Source organism: Cryobacterium sp. MP_M3, from assembly GCF_015752155.1.
In the GTDB taxonomy this organism is placed as follows: Bacteria; Actinomycetota; Actinomycetes; order Actinomycetales; family Microbacteriaceae; genus Cryobacterium.
This window is the reverse complement of sequence record NZ_JADOVI010000012.1, coordinates 1-16,806: the sequence shown is the minus strand read 5'-3', so window position 1 is coordinate 16,806 and position 16,806 is coordinate 1. Positions and strand designations below refer to the sequence as shown.

General features: G+C 67.6%; 16 protein-coding genes. 9 read left to right on the top strand and 7 right to left on the bottom strand.

The window, feature by feature from the left end; translation table 11 throughout:
* Positions 1–54: 54 nt before the first annotated feature.
* Genes IWX89_RS13605 through IWX89_RS13585 form a run of 5 tightly spaced genes read right to left on the bottom strand, consistent with a single transcriptional unit; the run spans position 55 to position 5,124 of the window.
* Positions 55–882, bottom strand: coding sequence for a methyltransferase domain-containing protein (locus IWX89_RS13605; protein WP_196904095.1), 828 nt, complete (start codon positions 880–882; stop codon positions 55–57).
* A gap of 30 nt (positions 883–912) precedes the next feature.
* Complete coding sequence (locus IWX89_RS13600; RefSeq protein ID WP_196904094.1) at positions 913–2,532, bottom strand: ubiquinol-cytochrome c reductase cytochrome b subunit; 1,620 nt, start codon at positions 2,530–2,532, stop codon at positions 913–915.
* Complete coding sequence (locus IWX89_RS13595) at positions 2,529–3,602, bottom strand: ubiquinol-cytochrome c reductase iron-sulfur subunit (protein ID WP_196904093.1); 1,074 nt, start codon at positions 3,600–3,602, stop codon at positions 2,529–2,531. The genes IWX89_RS13600 and IWX89_RS13595 overlap by 4 nt, the downstream gene beginning before the upstream one ends.
* 54 nt (positions 3,603–3,656) lie before the next feature.
* Positions 3,657–4,469, bottom strand: coding sequence for a c-type cytochrome (locus IWX89_RS13590; RefSeq protein WP_196904168.1), 813 nt, complete (start codon positions 4,467–4,469; stop codon positions 3,657–3,659).
* Positions 4,470–4,494: 25 nt separating this feature from the next.
* Positions 4,495–5,124, bottom strand: coding sequence for a heme-copper oxidase subunit III (locus tag IWX89_RS13585; protein WP_374220521.1), 630 nt, complete (start codon positions 5,122–5,124; stop codon positions 4,495–4,497).
* Between the two features lie 145 nt (positions 5,125–5,269).
* Between IWX89_RS13585 and trpD the strand changes: the two genes are divergently transcribed.
* Positions 5,270–6,322: an anthranilate phosphoribosyltransferase gene (gene trpD / locus IWX89_RS13580; RefSeq protein ID WP_196904091.1), complete on the top strand. Its 1,053-nt coding sequence runs from the start codon at positions 5,270–5,272 to the stop codon at positions 6,320–6,322.
* Between the two features lie 41 nt (positions 6,323–6,363).
* Here trpD and glpK read toward each other — a convergent pair whose 3' ends face one another.
* Positions 6,364–7,878, bottom strand: coding sequence for a glycerol kinase GlpK (gene glpK / locus IWX89_RS13575; protein ID WP_196904090.1), 1,515 nt, complete (start codon positions 7,876–7,878; stop codon positions 6,364–6,366).
* 86 nt (positions 7,879–7,964) lie between these two features.
* Complete coding sequence (locus tag IWX89_RS13570; protein WP_196904089.1) at positions 7,965–8,729, bottom strand: MIP/aquaporin family protein; 765 nt, start codon at positions 8,727–8,729, stop codon at positions 7,965–7,967.
* Positions 8,730–8,955: 226 nt separating this feature from the next.
* Here IWX89_RS13570 and dhaK point away from each other — a divergent pair, with 226 nt between their 5' ends.
* The 8 genes from dhaK to IWX89_RS13530 all read left to right on the top strand — a co-directional run bounded on the left by dhaK (position 8,956) and on the right by IWX89_RS13530 (position 16,652).
* Positions 8,956–9,957 (top strand): dihydroxyacetone kinase subunit DhaK, encoded by a 1,002-nt coding sequence (dhaK, locus tag IWX89_RS13565; RefSeq protein ID WP_196904088.1) that lies wholly within the window; start codon positions 8,956–8,958, stop codon positions 9,955–9,957.
* 11 nt (positions 9,958–9,968) lie between these two features.
* A complete protein-coding gene (dhaL, locus tag IWX89_RS13560; RefSeq protein ID WP_196904087.1) occupies positions 9,969–10,607 on the top strand; it encodes a dihydroxyacetone kinase subunit DhaL in 639 nt (212 codons plus the stop codon).
* A 2-nt stretch (positions 10,608–10,609) separates the two neighbouring features.
* The gene (gene dhaM, locus IWX89_RS13555) at positions 10,610–11,299 is read left to right on the top strand and encodes a dihydroxyacetone kinase phosphoryl donor subunit DhaM (protein WP_196904086.1); all 690 of its coding nucleotides are present in this window, start codon (positions 10,610–10,612) and stop codon (positions 11,297–11,299) included.
* A gap of 54 nt (positions 11,300–11,353) precedes the next feature.
* Positions 11,354–11,665, top strand: a complete 312-nt coding sequence (locus IWX89_RS13550) for a hypothetical protein (protein ID WP_196904085.1) — start codon at positions 11,354–11,356, stop codon at positions 11,663–11,665.
* Between the two features lie 135 nt (positions 11,666–11,800).
* Positions 11,801–13,810 (top strand): bifunctional diguanylate cyclase/phosphodiesterase, encoded by a 2,010-nt coding sequence (locus IWX89_RS13545; protein ID WP_196904084.1) that lies wholly within the window; start codon positions 11,801–11,803, stop codon positions 13,808–13,810.
* A 22-nt stretch (positions 13,811–13,832) separates the two neighbouring features.
* Positions 13,833–15,218, top strand: a complete 1,386-nt coding sequence (locus IWX89_RS13540) for an amidase (protein WP_196904083.1) — start codon at positions 13,833–13,835, stop codon at positions 15,216–15,218.
* A gap of 52 nt (positions 15,219–15,270) precedes the next feature.
* On the top strand, positions 15,271–15,969 hold the full coding sequence (locus tag IWX89_RS13535) for a helix-turn-helix domain-containing protein (RefSeq protein ID WP_196904082.1): 699 nt from the start codon (positions 15,271–15,273) through the stop codon (positions 15,967–15,969).
* A complete protein-coding gene (locus IWX89_RS13530; protein ID WP_196904081.1) occupies positions 15,966–16,652 on the top strand; it encodes an SRPBCC domain-containing protein in 687 nt (228 codons plus the stop codon). Before IWX89_RS13535 ends, IWX89_RS13530 begins: the two co-directional genes overlap by 4 nt.
* Positions 16,653–16,806 lie beyond the last annotated feature (154 nt).

The following is a 16,806-nucleotide window of genomic DNA, read 5'->3' as shown; positions in this document are numbered from 1 at the left end:
AGAAGTCCGGGCGCCGTTTGCGTGCCCGGACGTAGGCGCAGGCGCAACCGCGTGTCAGCCTCGGCGGCGGAACCCGAGCAGTTCGACGGCGACGGTCACGGGGCGATCGGCGTGCGGCTCCTGGGCCAGGGTGGCGGCATCCGTATGGTGGGCCGACGGCCCCATCCCGACCAGCCTGGTCACCTGGCTGGCATCGAGCGTGAGCAACTCGGACGATATCCGCCGGGACTCGAGCACGAAGTTCGCGTCGAGGGACGCAACCAGTTCGTCCGACTTGTTCGCCTGCACCCCGAGGGCAAGTCCGGCCGCGCGGAGCTCCTGCAAATGGGTCTCCTGCGGCACCACGACGACCAGGAGGCCGCCCGGGCGGAGCACCCGGTGGAACTCGGCCGGATTGCGCGGCGCGAAGACGTTGAGGATGACGTCGACAACGCCATCCCGCACCGGCAACGGTGCCCAGACATCCGCCACCAGCCCGTCGATCCGGATATCGCCGGCGACAGTGCGAGCGACGGCGACGGGGGAGAGGTCCATGCCGAGGGTCCGGGCGCTGTCCAGGGTGGCGAGCACGCCGCGCAGGTAGTAGCCGGTGCCGCAGCCGACGTCGAGGACAGCGAGCGGGTCCTCCTGAGCTACCAGTGCGGCGATGCTGTCACGCAGGGGCTCGTACCAGCCCGCGGAGAGGAACGCGTCACGAGCATCGAGCATTGCCGCGCTGTCGCCGATCAGGCGCCGGGAGCCGCCGGCCAGCGAGACGTAGCCGCGCTTGTTCGCGTCGTAGGCGTGGCCGGTGGCGCAGCGGAGGACGAGCGCGCCGCCGGGCGCGAGGGGACCAAAACAGATCGGGCACCGAAGCCACTCCGACAGGGTCTGGAGGGACATCGATGCCCGATCTGTTGGTAAGGCGGGTGCCTAGTGGTGGTCTCCGTGGGACTGTTCGAGTTCCGCGCTGCCGACCGGTTCGATCCGGTCCTCGAAGAACCAGCGGGACATGCCGGCGCGGAGCTTCTGCCCGGTGGTGATCTTGCCCTGGGCGTTCGGGCGGATCATCAGCGGTTTGTAGTCCGAGTAGCTGACCAGCTTCCAGCGCTCGTACTCGTCGATCGGCTGGTGCACCTCGATGTACTCGCCGCCGGGAAGGCGCACGATCCGACCGGACTCGTAGCCGTGCAGCACGATCTCACGGTCCTTCTTCTGCAACGCCAGGCAGACCCGCTTGGCGACGAAGAACGCGATGAACGGTCCGACGATCGTGAGGAACTGCATCGTGTGGATGACACCCTCCATCGTGACCGAGAAGTGCGTCGCGATGATGTCCGAGGAGGCCGTGGCCCACAGGGCGGCGTAGAACGTGACGCCGGCCGCACCGATGGCCGTGCGGGTCGGGGCGTTCCGCGGGCGATCGAGGATGTGGTGCTCGCGCTTGTCCCCGGTCACCCAGGCCTCGATGAACGGGTAGATGAGCACCACGAGGATGAACAACCCGAGAGAGACGAGGGGGATGAGGATGTTGAACGAGAACGTGTGGTCGAGCCAGACGAACTCCAGTCCCGGCGGGATCAGGCGCAGCGCCCCGTCGGCGAATCCGATGTACCAGTCCGGCTGGGTTCCCGCAGACACGGGGGAGGGGTCGTAGGGGCCGTAGTTCCAGATCGGGTTGATCGTGAACAAGGAGGCCATCAGCATCACGACGCCGAAGACGATGAAGAAGAAGCCGCCGGCCTTGGCCGCGTAGACAGGGAGGACCGGGTAGCCGACAACGTTCTGGTTCGTGCGCCCTGCACCGGGGTACTGGGTGTGCTTGTGGACGACGACGAACAAGAGGTGCATCGCGATCAGCGCGACGATGATCGCCGGCAGGAGCAGAATGTGCAGCGAGTACAGGCGTCCGACGATGGCTTCGCCCGGGAATTCCCCGCCGAAGAGCAGGTAGGAGATCCAGGTGCCGACGAGCGGGATGCCCTTGACCATCCCGTCGATGATGCGGAGGCCGTTGCCCGAGAGCAGGTCGTCGGGAAGGGAGTAGCCGGTGAATCCTTCGGCCATGGCGAGGATGAAGAGGATGAAGCCGATCACCCAGTTCAGTTCGCGGGGCTTGCGGAACGCGCCGGTGAAGTAGATCCGGAGCATGTGCAGGCCGATGGCCGCGACGAAGAGCAGCGCGGCCCAGTGATGGACCTGGCGCATCAGCAGCCCGCCACGGATGTCGAAGGAGATGTCGAGTGACGACGACATCGCCGCGGACATCTCCACGCCCTTCAACGGGACGTAGGAACCGTCGTACTGCACGGGCGCCATGGACGCGCTGAAGAAGAATGTCAGGAACGATCCGGACAGCAGGATGATGACGAAGCTGTAGAGCGCCACCTCGCCGAGGAGGAAGGACCAGTGGTCGGGGAAGATCTTCCGGCCCAGTTCCTTGACCGCCGTCGAGATGCTGGTGCGCTCGTCGATGTAGTTGGCGGCGACGGCCGTCAGGCCGTCGGACTTCTTGGTTTCGACCAGCTCAGTGGTCGTAGTTGTAGTGCTCAATGCCGCTCCCAGAAGCTCGGTCCGACGGGTTCAGTGAAATCGCTCTGCGCAATGAGGTAACCCTCTGAGTCTACCGCGATGGGCAGTTGGGGCAGGGGGCGCTTGGCCGGTCCGAAGATGACCTCGCAGTGGTTCGACACGTCGAACTGCGACTGGTGACAGGGGCAGAGGAGGTGGTGGGTCTGCTGCTCGTACAGCGCCACCGGGCAGCCGACGTGGGTGCAGATCTTCGAGTAGGCGACGATCCCGTCATACGACCAGCCCTTGCGTTCGGGCAGTTCGTTGAGGTCTTCAGGCTTGAGCCGCATCAACAGGACGGCGGCCTTGCCCTTTTCTTCGAGCTTGCCGTGCTCCAGGTCCTGGAGCCCCTCAGGGATCACGTGGAAGGCGGAGCCCAGGGTGATGTCGGATGCCTTGATCGGAGTGCCGGTCGGGTCGAGGGCGAGACGCGTGCCCTTCTTCCACATCGTGTGGCTGAGAAGTGCTGCCGGGTTGTCGTCCTGCGGGCCGAGGCCGCGGAACAGCACGACCGCAGGAAGCGGGAACGCGATGAGCGCACCGATCAGGCTGTTGCGGATGAGGGTGCGTCGACCGATGCCGGATTCTTCGCCGGCCTCCTGGAAGATCTCGACGGCGCGTGAGCGGGTCTCCTCCGAGCCGCGAACGGGGTGGCGTTCGTCGATGCCCTCATGGTCGAACATCAGGGCCTTGCCCCAGTGCACGGCACCGATGCCGATCGCCATCAGAGCGAGGGTGAGGCCCAGGCCGATGAAAAGATTGTTGGTGCGAACCGAACCCGGGTCCTCGGGGACGATCGGGAACGCCATGTACGCCGCGATGGCGAAGACGCTGCCGACGATCGACAGGTAGAACAGCGTGTACACGGTGCGCTCGGCCCGGCGCTCGGCGCTCGGGTCGAGATCGGTCACACGAGGGCGGTGCGGCGGGAAGCCCGGGTTGGCCACGGCGTCCCGTACGACGACGGCGGTGCCTGCGGGAGCTCCCTCATGCCCGACGCCCGACGAGTCAGCAGCGGCCAGGTCCTTTCCGCTGTTATCGTCCTTGGCCATTGTTCTCCTTCATCGGCAGTTTCATATACAAGTTGTTCGAGACCGGATGACCGGTCAGTTCGATTTCGCCGTGATCCACACGGTCAGGGCGACGATCGTCCCGAGCCCGAAGATCCAGAGGAACAGGCCTTCAGAGACCGGTCCGAGTGAGCCGAGCGCGTAGCCACCGGGAGAAGGGTTGTTCTCGAGGTACTTGAGGTAGGTGATGATGTCGCGCTTGCTCTCGGGGGAGATGTTCATCTCGTTGAAGACCGGCATGCTCTGCGGGCCGGTGACCATGGCCTCGTAGATGTGCTTGGACGTGACTCCCTCGAGCGACGGTGCGAACTTGCCCTCCGTCAGCGCTCCACCGGCGCCGGCCACGTTGTGGCACATCGCGCAGTTGATTCGGAAGAGCTCGGCGCCCTTGGCAGCGTCGCCCTTCTCGTCGAGGAGTTTGGCCTCAGGCAGTCCGGGGCCGGGCGCGAGCGAGGACACATAGGCGGCCAGGGTGGCGATCTGCTCGTCCGTGAACTGGACGGCCTTCTTCTGCGCCTGCGGCCCGTCCATCTGCATCGGCATCCGGCCGGTGCCGACCTGGAAGTCCACCGCCGCGGCGCCCACGCCGATCAGGCTCGGACCGCTGCCGGTGCCCTGCGCGGCCAGGCCGTGGCAGGTGGCGCAGTTCGCGGCGAAGAGCTTCTTGCCCTCACCGATCGTCTGCTGGGACGTGGCGCTGGTTTCGGCGCTGGCGGTGCTCGTGCTGAACGCGGCGTACGCCCCGCCCGTGAAGAGGAGACCGATCGCGATGAGGGCGACGCTGGACAGAGGGTGGCGGCGGCCGGCCTTGCGCCCGCCGGGACTCTTGGGCTTCTTGATCGTGGTCATTTGTGCGTTTTCCACTTTCGACTGTCTATTTGAGAACGTAAATGACGAGGAACAGGCCGATCCAGACGACGTCGACGAAGTGCCAGTAGTAGGACACGACGATGGCGCTGGTTGCCTCTTTGTGGCCGAAGTTCTTGACCGCGAAGCCGCGGCCGATCACGAGCAGGAAGGCCAGGAGGCCGGCGGTGACGTGGATGCCGTGGAACCCGGTGGTGAGGTAGAACGCGGATCCGTACGCGTTGCTGGAGAGGGCGACACCCTCGGACACGAGCGTGGCGTATTCGAAGATCTGGCCGGAGACGAAGATCGCACCGAGGGCGTAGGTGAGGAAGAACCACTCGACCATGCCCCACTGGCTCGGCTTCCAGCCGGTGGACCTGGCCTGCAGCCGTTCGGCCGCGAACACGCCGAACTGGCAGGTCACGGAGGACGTCACCAGGATGAGCGTGTTGACCAGCGCGTAGGAGAAATTGTGCTTCTCCGTCTCGAACTGCCACAACTCCGGCGAAGTCGACCGGAGGGTGAAGTAGATCGCGAAGAGACCGGCGAAGAACATCACCTCGCTGCCGAGCCAGACGATTGTGCCCACAGCCACGCTGTTGGGCCGATTAACCACGGGCGCTGTGGCTGAATAAGTAATTGAAGGGCTCGTCACCGTTCCATTATGGCCGATATCCGACGGGGTTTCGCTCAACTGGGCTTGCCTGTCGCTCAAAAACCGGAATGACCACCCGATTGGAACAAAGACGCCCCCGGAGGACCAATTCGGGTGGTCGGCGGATCTCGCTTAAGATCGTTCCATGCTTGAATTCCAGTCCTGGCCCAACGTGATCAGCGCCCTCCTCGCGGGTGAGGACCTGAGTGTCTCCGATGCGGCGTGGAGCATGGAACAGGTGATGCAGGGGGAAGCCACTCCAGCGCAGCTCGCGGGATTCCTCGTGGCCCTGCGGGCCAAGGGTGAAACGGTCGACGAAGTCGTCGGTTTCCGCGACGCGATCCTCGAGCACGCTGTGCCGTTGGCCGTGAACCCGATGGCCCTCGACATCGTCGGCACGGGCGGGGACCGTTTCGGCACCGTCAACATCTCCACAATGGCCTCCATCGTCTGTGCCGGGGCCGGGGTGCCGGTGATCAAGCACGGCAACCGGGCGGCAAGCTCCGCGTCAGGCTCCTCCGACGTGCTCGCGGCACTCGGGATCGACCTGACCCTCGCGCCCGACAGGGTCGCAGCCATCCTTGATTCCGCGGGAATCACCTTCGCCTACGCCGCTGCGTTCCACCCCGGATTCCGCCATGCGGCGACCGCCCGCAAGGAACTCGGCATCCCCACGGTGTTCAACTACCTCGGCCCGCTCTGCAACCCGGCGCGCCCGGAGGCGTCCGCCGTCGGTGTGGCCAGCCTTGACCGGGTTCCGCTGATCGTCGGCGTCTTCCAGACCCGGGGCGCCACCGCCCTCGTGTTCCGTGGGGATGACGGCCTCGACGAGCTCACGACGACCGGGCACAGTCACGTGTGGGAAGTCTCGCGCGGGCTCGTGACCGAACACGACATCGATCCCCGGGAACTGGGAATCAAGCGGTCGAAGATCAGCGAGCTGGTCGGCGGCGACGCCGAGCACAACGCGGCCGTCGTTCACCAGATGCTCTCCGGCCAGGACGACGCGGTGCGGGACATCGTCCTGCTCAACGCCGCGGCCGGCCTGGTCGCCTTCGACCTCGCCAACGACCCGGCTCAGGCCCAGGTGAATATCCTCGATCGATTCCGCATGAAAATGGCCGTGGCCGCGGAGACTGTCGACTCCGGTGCGGCCACGGCCAAACTCGCCGAGTGGGTGGCGGCCAGCCGGGTCTGACCCGGCCGAACGCCACCCTCCGGCTGCGATGACCAGCCGGGCTAGACGACGTCCTCGTCAACCCAGCCGAAGGTCTTCGTGACGGCCTTCTTCCAGTTGCGCAGCTGCCGGTTCTTCTCCTCTTCGCTCATCTGGGGTGTCCACCGACTGTCTTCCTGCCAGTTGGCGCGCAGTTCGTCGAGGCTGCCCCAGAAGCCGACCGCGAGGCCGGCCGCGTAGGCAGCGCCGAGCGCGGTGGTCTCCGCGACGACCGGGCGCACGACCGGCACGCCGAGGATGTCGGCCTGGAACTGCATCAGGGTGTTGTTGGCGATCATGCCACCGTCCACCTTGATCTCGGTCAGCGGCACCCCGGAGTCCGCGTTGACCGCGTCCAGCACCTCCCGGGTTTGGAACGCCGTCGCCTCGAGCGCGGCACGGGCGATGTGGCCCTTGTTCACGAACCGGGTCAGGCCGACCAGGGCGCCGCGGGCATCCGAACGCCAGTACGGCGCGAACAGGCCGGAGAACGCGGGCACGAAGTACGCGCCGCCGTTGTCGTCCACGGTCTTGGCCAGGGTCTCGATCTCCTCAGAGCTGCTGATCATGCCGAGGTTGTCGCGCAGCCATTGAACGAGCGCACCGGTGACGGCGATCGAACCCTCCAGGGCGTAATGGGGCGCGTCGGTGCCGAGCTTGTAGCCCAGCGTGGTGAGCAGACCGTTCTTGGAGTGGACGATCTCGGTGCCGGTGTTGAAGATGAGGAAGTTACCGGTGCCGTAGGTGTTCTTCGCCTCGCCCTGGTCGAACGCGGCCTGGCCGAAGGTCGCCGCCTGCTGGTCGCCGAGGATGCCCGCGATCGGCACCTCCCGGAGCAGGCTGTGCTCATTGACGATGCCGTAGACCTCGCTGGAGGAGCGGATCTCGGGCAGCATCGACTTGGGCACGTCGAACGCGGCGAGGATGTCGTCGTCCCACTGCAGGGTCTCCAGGTCCATGAACATGGTGCGGCTGGCGTTGGTGACGTCGGTGGCGTGCACGCCGCCTTCGAGCCCGCCGGTCAGGTTCCAGAGCACCCAGGAGTCGGTCGTGCCGAACATCAGCTGGCCGGCGTCGGCCTTGGCCCGGGCGCCCTCGACGTTCTCGAGGATCCAGACGATCTTGGTGCCGGAGAAGTAGGTCGCCAGCGGCAGGCCCACCTGGGCCTTGAACCGTTCGACGCCGCCGTCGGCGGCGAGCCGGTCGACGATCGGCTGGGTGCGGGTGTCCTGCCAGACGATGGCGTTGTAGACGGGCAGTCCGGTGGTGCGGTCCCAGACCACGGCGGTCTCGCGCTGGTTGGTGATGCCGACGGCGGCGATGTCGTGGCGGGTGAGGTTGGCCTTGGAGAGGGCCTGGCCGATGACCTCACGGGTGTTGTTCCAGATCTCCATCGGGTCGTGCTCGACCCAGCCGGCCTGGGGGAAGATCTGGGCGTGCTCGAGCTGGCCGGTCGAGACGATCGACCCGGCCTTGTCGAAGATGATCGCGCGGGAACTCGTCGTTCCCTGGTCGATCGCGATTACGTACTGAGCCATGGATAACTCCTTATTGTGTGGCGCGTTGATGGGGTGACGCAAAAAAGAGGGGCCGATCCAGAGACTGAATCGGCCCGTTCCGTGAGTTAGGTGAGGAGCGGCAGGAGGGCGAAGGACGCCCAGCCGGCGAGCAGCCCGCCGATGATCGGGCCGACGACCGGAACCCACGAGTAGGCCCAGTCGGAGGAGCCCTTGCCCTTGATCGGCAGCAGGAAGTGCGCGATCCGCGGGCCGAGGTCACGGGCCGGGTTGATCGCATACCCCGTCGGCCCACCGAGCGAGGTGCCGATCACGATGACGAGGATGGCGACGGGCAGGGCGCCGAGGGCGGCAAGGCCGCCGCTCTCACCCTGGCGCCCACCGCCGAACGCGATCACCACGAACACCAGCACGAAGGTGCCGATGATCTCCGTGACGAGGTTCCAGCCGTAGGAACGGATGGCCGGGCCGGTCGAGAACACACCTAGTTTGTTGGCCGGGTTGGGTTCCGCATCGAAGTGCTGCTTGTAGGCCAGCCAACAGGCCACGGCGCCGAGGAACGCGCCCAGCATCTGGCCGGCGATGTAGACCAGCACCGACAGGAAGCTGACGGTCACGCCGGAACCGAACTCGGTCGCGCCGGAGGCCACCAAGCCGAGTGTGACGGCAGGGTTCAGGTGGGCGCCGGAGTTGTAGGCGACGATGACACCCGCGTAGACGGCAAAACCCCAGCCGATGGTCACCATGAGGAAGCCGCCGCCGAGTCCCTTGTTCTTAGCCAGGGCTACGTTGGCGACGACTCCGGTACCGAGGAGGACGAGCATCGCTGTGCCCACGACCTCCGACAAAAATACGACTCCAATATTGTCCACTGTGACCTTCCTTGGTGAGGCTGGAGATACCAGACGATCCCCTCGCGGTGAGCGGTTGGCAACAACATAGCGCGGTGGTTTCGGGAGTGGAATAGGCAGGTGGCCGTGCCATTATCTGGCCCTTACCGGCGACCGCGGCAGCGCGTAAGTTGGGGGCGAACCTGCAAATACACACGCCGCGACCCGAATGCCGCGTCGTTCCGCCAACTCGATCGAAGGAAGAGTCATGAAAAAGCTCGTCAATGATCCGAAGAATGTCGTCAATGAGGCCGTCGCCGGGTTCGGGGCCGCCCACGCCGATCTCGTTCGGGTCTCCACCGATCCCATCTTCATCGTGCGCAAGGACGCCCCGGTCGCCGGGAAGGTCGGGATCGTCAGCGGCGGCGGCAGCGGCCATGAGCCGATGCATGGTGGATTCGTCGGGCCGGGCATGCTGGACGCCGCGGTTCCCGGCGCGGTGTTCACCTCGCCGACTCCTGACCCGATCCTGGCCGCGACGAAGGCGGTGGACGGGGGAGCAGGCGTGCTCCACATCGTGAAGAACTACACCGGTGACGTACTCAATTTTGAGACCGCCGCCGATCTCGCGGCCGCGGACGGCGTCGAGGTGCGCTCCGTGCTCGTCAATGACGACGTGGCGGTGAAGGACTCTCTCTACACCGCCGGTCGCCGGGGCGTCGCCGGGACCGTCCTCGTCGAGAAGATCGCCGGTGCCGCTGCCGACCGCGGTGACGACCTCGAATCGGTCGCACTCGTGGCAGAGCGCGTCATCGGTCAGGTGCGTTCGATGGGGGTGGCCCTCACCCCCTGCGTCGTGCCCCACGCCGGGCAGCCGAGTTTCACCCTGGCGGAGGATGAGATCGAGATCGGCATCGGCATCCACGGGGAGCCGGGACGCGAGCGGATCAAGCTCGAACCCGCCGACGCCATCGTCGACCGCCTTCTCGGCCCGATCCTGGATGACATCCCCTTCGTGGCCGGCGACAAGGTCCTCCTGTTCGTCAACGGCATGGGTGGAACGCCGCAGGTCGAGCTGTACATCGTGTTCCGGCGGGCCGCCGAGGTTCTCGCCGAGCGAGGCATCGAGGTGACTCGCACCCTGGTCGGGAACTTCACGACCTCCCTCGAAATGCAGGGCATGTCGATCACCGTCCTGAAACTCGACGACGAACTCACCACCCTGTGGGATGCGCCGGTACAGACCGCGGCGCTACGGTGGGGACGGTAGAGGGAGATCAGATGAACTTGGGTGCCACCTGGGCCAAAGCCTGGATCAGAAACAGCGCGGATGTCATGAGCGAGCACCGGATCGAGTTGATCGACCTGGACCGCGAGATCGGCGATGGGGACCATGGCGAGAACATGGATCGGGGTTTCCAGGCCGTTCTGGCCAAGCTGGATGCCGTTCCTGCCGAGGCCGGCCCGGGTGACGTCCTCAAGATGGTCGCCACGACGCTCATCTCGACAGTGGGCGGTGCGGCCGGCCCGTTGTACGGCACAGCGTTCCTGAAGGCGGCGATCGCGATCGCCGACAAGACCGACCTGGACGGAGCCGCGCTCGTGACGCTCCTGACGGCCGCCAGGGACGGCATCGTGCTGCGCGGCAAGGCCGAATCCGGCGACAAGACGATGGTGGACGCCTGGACGCCGGCGGTCGACGCCGCCGGCGCCGCCCAGGCCGCCGGGGCCGACGACCTGGCCATCCTGCGGGCGGCGGCGGATGCCGCAGAGGCCGGTGCGCTGGCCACCGAGCCCCTCGTCGCCCACAAGGGTCGTGCGAGCTACCTGGGTGAGCGGGCCATCGGGCACCGCGACCCCGGCGCCCAGTCGTCCGCCCTCCTGTTGAGGGCCGCGGCCGACACCGCCGCGGAGGCCTGAGCATGGCGGATGCTCCCCGGGTGGGACTGGTCTTCGTGTCCCACAGTGTGAAGATCGCCGAGGGTCTCGTCGAACTGGCGGGCCAGATGGCTCCACACACCGTCCTCGTCGCGGCCGGCGGCACCGATGAGGGTGGAATCGGCACCAGCTTCACACTGGTGCTCGGGGGGATCGAGCGGGCGGATGCCGGGGCGGGCGTTGCGGTGCTCTGCGATCTCGGCTCGGCCATCCTCACCGCCGAGACCGCGCTCGACTTTCTCGACGAGGGCCTGCGGGCACGGGTGCGAATCGTCGATGCGCCGATCGTCGAGGGGGGAGTGGCGGCGGCCGTGGCCGCGGAGGTCAGGGACAGCCTCGACGATGTGGTGCGGGCCGCCCGGTCGGCAGCCCCGGCATCCGACGGTTCGCCGCCCGAAGGCACCCCGGCCGGCCCGGCCGTGGTGACCCGCACGGTCACCCTGACGAACAAGGACGGCCTGCACGCCAGGCCGGCCGCCGACTTCGTGAAACTGGCGAGCACGTTCGACGCCCGGGTCACCGTCAACGGCAAGGACGCGACGAGCCTGCTGGCGATCATGTCACTCGGCCTGATCCGGGGGAAGACGGCGGAGATCTCGTCCTCAGACGCCCACGGCGCTCAGGCCGTTGAGGCTCTGGCGAACCTGCTCGAGTCCGGTTTCGGCGAAGAGTAGCCCCGCACCTATCAGACAAGCGCGGTCTTGTCCAATCCGGCGTACGCTGTCGCCATGGTCCAGCACAACAGGTCGCGGCGGGGCACGGCGCCCGCGCATCGCTTCGAATGGGTCGACCACACCCTGCGGCCCATCGCGAGTCCGCCCCCGCCGGGCGGCTTCGATGCCGACGACCCGGTCAGTCTCAAGCGCTGCCCGGTCTGCGGGCACGCCATGCGGGAACACACCATCGTCCACGCCGCCCATGACAGCATCCTCAACTGCCCGGTCGCGCATCCAGGGGCATGGGACCGGGACGCGTTCGAGCCGGTGAATGAGTTCGGGATGGTGACCCACCGTCGCCACGACCTCCCGCAAACGGGGTGAGGTCAAGTCGGCGCGAGTGGCGCTAGATTGATTCTCGAATAGTGCGGGGACCGGCACTTTCGAACAGGCCATGTGGTCGGCTCGCGAGCGTCCACTCGCCGTGCCACTTCTTCCGCTGAGACGAAGGTCGGCCTGATGAACACATTCCTGCGGCTCGGGCAACCGGTTGAGGCGTCCCTCCTCGCCCGCGCATTCGCCGCGACGAGCCGGGTTTCCCTGATCACCGACGCGCAGGAGAACATCCTCCACGTCAGCGACGCCTTCACCGCGATCACCGGCTACCGGGCCGAGGAAATCCTGGGCACCAATTGTCGCCTCCTGCAGGGACCGGGCACCGACCCGACCGCCCGGGTGGCGATCCGGAGCGCCCTCCGGGGCGGGGACTCTTTCGAGGGCGACATCCTCAACTACCGGAAAGACGGCTCACCGTTCTGGAACGGGCTGAGCATCACCGCGCTGCGCGACGAGGGGGGAGCGGTCACGCACTTCGTCAGTGTGCAGCGGGACATCAACACGCGCATGGCGTTGCAGGAGCAACTGCGATTTCAGGCCACCCACGACCCGGTGACCGGGCTGCCCAACCGGAGAGCGCTCGAAGAGCACCTCGCCGCAGCCCAGGCCGCGCCTCGCGGCGACCGTTCGGCGGCGCTCGGTGTGATCGACATCGACGACTTCCGCTTGGTGAACAACCGGTTCGGGTCGTTGGGCGGCGACGACCTTCTGCGCCAATTCGGACGCCGCCTGGGAGCGCTGCTGGGCGAGGACGACTTTCTCGCTCGCCTGAACGGTGACGAATTCGTCGTTGTCGTCGACGAGATTGACGACGAGGACCAGCTGAATCGTGTCCTGGCCGGTCTCCACCGCGCGGTGGAGACCCCGTTCGTCATCGAAGGCGCCCCGGTCTCGGTGGGATTCAGCATGGGCGTCGCATTGTGCCCTCGTGACGGGACGGACTGCGCGACCCTCCTGCGAGAGGCTGATGCCGCCCTGTACGAGGCTAAGGCCGGCAAGGGAGATCGAGAGAAGTGGTGGCGGAGTGCCCGGCCCCGGCAGGCTCCCGGCACGGCGCCGGCGCAGTCCGTGGATCGCGAGACCCGGGCGCAGGGCACCCTGACGGATGACCTGGCCCGGGCCTACCGCGAGCGGTTGTTCGGTGGTGGCCTGCGGATGTACATGCAGCCGATCCTCGATCTTCGCTCGGGGGCGCTCAGCCACGTGGAGGCGTTGGCGCGCCTCGTGCTGGACGACGGCACGGTTGTCCCGCCGGACGTCTTCCTGCCCGGCCTCAGTGACGTCGACGAGGACGAACTCTTCCGCCTGGCGCTCGGTGAGGCACTCGGCAGCCTCGCCGGGTGGGAGGGCCAGGGTCTGGTGACCAGGGTCTCCGTCAATCTAGCACCGTCGACCCTCCTCAATCTCGATTGCCCCGACTGGGTCGGGACCCTGCTGGCCCTGCACGGCATTGCGCCCGAGCGGCTCGAGCTGGAACTACTCGAGACCCAGACGATGGACTCCGCCGTGCAGGCGAACGCCGTGGACCGGCTCAAGGCTCTCGGGGTCCGGCTCGCCCTGGACGACCTCGGGTCCGGCTACGGCAGTCTGAAACGCCTCTCCGACCTCCCGTTCGACTCCATCAAACTCGACCGGGATCTGCTGCTCGAGATCGACGCCAAGCCGATCGAATCCCTGAGCCTGATCGCCACCCTGACCCAGCTGGGTCGCGACTTCGGCGTGCGCGTGGTCGTGGAGGGCCTGGAATCAGCGGGTGTGGCCGAGGCCGCGGCCGTACTCGGCGCGTCCGCCGGCCAGGGCTACTATTTCTCGGCCCCGATGCCCGCGGAGGCTGTGCCGGACTGGGTGACGGGATTCCGGTCTCCGCTTGTCCCCGACGCGGTGAGGACCGGGCTGGGTGCCCTGGCGTACCACTGGCAGTTCCTGCGATGGGGGTCACCTCACCCGCACACCCTGGCCGACTGCCCGGTCACCGGGTACCTCGCCGCCCATCCGGCCGCCGCTGGGGACCAGATCCACCGGCACGCGCAACTGCACGAGGGTGTCACCGCGCACCCTGCGGCCGGGCGGTTCTTGCAGGACTGGCTGGCCGAGCAAGCCCAGGCTGAGGCGGCGGGCAGAAGCCGGCCGTGAGCGCGGCCCGGAAGTAGGCGCGATGTTGGATTTGCGGGACTACTGCCGTCAGGATGCCGTGGGCCTGGCCGCGCTGATCCGGTCGCGGCAGGTCAGCGCCGACGAGGCCGAAGATGCGGCCCGGCGAGCAGTGGCCGCGGTCAACGACGACCTCAACGCGCTGACCCGGCCGCTCTTCGAACCGGCGCAGGGCTATCAGCCCGATGGGCCGCTGGCCGGCGTGCCGTTCCTGGTCAAGGACAGCGGCCCGTTCGCCCGGGGAGTGCCGTTCACACTCGGCAGCCGCGGCATCCGCGGGGCCGTGACCGGTCTGGACCACGAGCTGATGGCCCGGTTCCGGGCCGCCGGGCTCGCCGCGATCGGGCAGACGACCACTCCGGAAATGAGTTTCAGCTTCGCCACAGAATCGGCGATGTACGGCGTGACCCGGTCTCCGTGGGATCTCACCCGAGGTGTCGGCGGCTCGAGCGGCGGGTCGGCAGCCCTCGTCGCGGCCGGCGCAGTGCCGGTGGCCCACGGCAGTGACGGTGCAGGATCGGTGCGGGTGCCCGCGTCGTGTTGCGGACTGGTCGGCCTCAAGCCCGCTCGCGGCCGCACCCCGGGCGGCTACGCGGGGCCGGGAGAATCCGTCGCGGTGGACTTCGCGCTGACCCGCACCGTTCGCGACGCCGCCCACCTGCTCGATGTGGTCGCACACGGCACACCGGGGTCGAGAGGCTACGCCGACCAGCTCCGCGCCCCGGCGGAGCCGTTGCGGGTGGCGGTGACCACGGCCGCCTGGTCGGGAGTCCCCATCGACGCCCAGGTGGCCGCTGCCACGGTGGCCGTCGCCGCGATGCTGGACTGGATCGGGCACCGCGTGGTCGAGACCAGCCCCACCATCGACTCTGACCTTGTCGTGGAGGGGGAGATGCTGGCCGTGTATGCGGCCGGCACGGCCTTGCTCGGGGCGCCCCGACAACCCGACCGCGCCCTCCTCGAAGGGGTGACCCGTGCCGTCCTCAGGGAAACCCTCGCTCGAACGGATGCGGACCTCGCCGGTGCGGTCCGCGCCCAGCGACAGCTGTCGGCCTCGATCGCCCAGTTCTTCTCCGGCCACGATGTGCTGGTCACGCCCACCATCGGTCGGCTGCCCGCCCGCCATGGCACCCTCGACTACGACAACGCCAGCTACTCCGTGCGGGGCTGGTTGCGGCGGATCTTCGAGTACGGGCCGTTCACGGCGCCGTTCAATCTGTCAGGCCACCCGGCGATCAGCCTGCCGCTCGGGATGAGCCGTGAGGGTCTGCCGATCGGCGTGCAACTCGTGGCAGCGGCGGGCCGGGAGGACGTGCTCATCCGGCTGGCGGCGCAGCTCGAGCAGGCCATGCCGTGGGCCGCTCATCAGCCGTCGATCTTCGCCGGGTGACCGCGGCTCCCGCGTCATTGACAAATTTTATTGTCGGTGACAGGCTGGCATCATGTTGGATATCGCGGTGATCGACGGAGCCGGCGCGGCCGAAGCATCCCTCGACCCGATCCGGAGCCGGATCCTCGCGGCACTGGGGGAGCCGGGGTCCGCGACGACGCTCGCGGCACGAATCGGGCTGCCGCGCCAGAAGGTCAACTACCACCTGCGCGAACTCGAGCGACACGGCCTCGTCGAGCTCGTCGAGGAACGACGCAGGGGCAACATGACCGAGCGGATCATGCAGGCGACCGCCGCGAGCTTCGTGATCCTGCCGAGCGCACTCGGGGGAGTCGCCCCCGACCCTGGCAGGGGAGTGGACCACTTCTCGGCGCGCTGGATGCTGGCGGTGGCGGCGCGCCTGGTGCAGGACGTCGGCACCCTGATCACCCGCTCTGACCACGCCCGCAAGCCATTGCCGACGTTCACCATCGACAGCGAGCTCCGCTTCGCCACGGCGTCGGACCGGGCCGCCTTCGCGGCGGAACTCGGGCGGAGCGTCGCCGGCCTCGTCGAGCGCTACGACACGCCCGCGGCGCCGAATGGGCGCGCCTACCGGCTCGTGCTCGCCCTGCACCCGCGGATCACCGCCGACGGAACGGCCCGGCACAGCGCCGAGCTGGAAACGCAGGGTGCCGACGCGCCCACGACCGGCAACCATCCGGGCGCCCGCCCGGTGTCAGCCACGACCCACGAGGAGCACCGACCATGAGCAAGGAATTCGAGATCGTCTTCGAGGGGGAGTTCCCGGGAACCCCGGACCAGGTCTGGGACGCGGTGACAACGGAGACCGCGGCGTGGCTCTTCCCCACCGACGGGATGCCCGGGGAGGACATCGTCTCCGAACGCCCGACGCACCACGTCAACCGGATGGAGGGCGCGGACGGCTGGTTCAACCAGCTCGAACAGGTCATCGAGGATCGCCCGGAGGGGCGCGCGTTCCTGCGCTGGGTGCACAGCGGGGTATTCACGGAGGACTGGGACACCCAGTACGACGGTGCAAGCGCGCACACCGCCTTCTACCTGCACACCCTGGCCGAGTACCTCGAGCATTTCGCGGGGCGTCCGGTCGTCTTCGCGTCGGTGGACGGGCCGGCCGCCTCCGCCGCTCCCGGCGCCTTCGACCGCGTGAAGGCCGCCCTCGGGCTCATCGCCGGCGCCGCGGCCGGGGACAGCGTGCCGGCGGCACTGCCTGGGATCGCCTCGGATACGGCCGTCGTCGATTTCTGGAACGACAACTTCATCGGCGTGCGCACGGGTGACGCGCTCTACCGATTCTTCGGACGCAACGCCTTCGGGGCGCCGGTCGGCGTCACCGTGCACCATTTCGGCGCCGCCGACCCGACGGCCCTGCAGAACTCCTGGCAGGACTGGCTGGACCGGATCTTCGACTGACCCGTTACGCTGAGGCCCAGCGGCGCGGAACGGCCGTGGGGAGAGTGTCCGGAATCCCTTACTGGTGCCCCTGCGGATTCGTGACCGGCTAATGGTCAGCGATCGTTGGCCCAGACGGCCCAGTGTGGCGGCACTCACACGTAGCCGTTAAGGA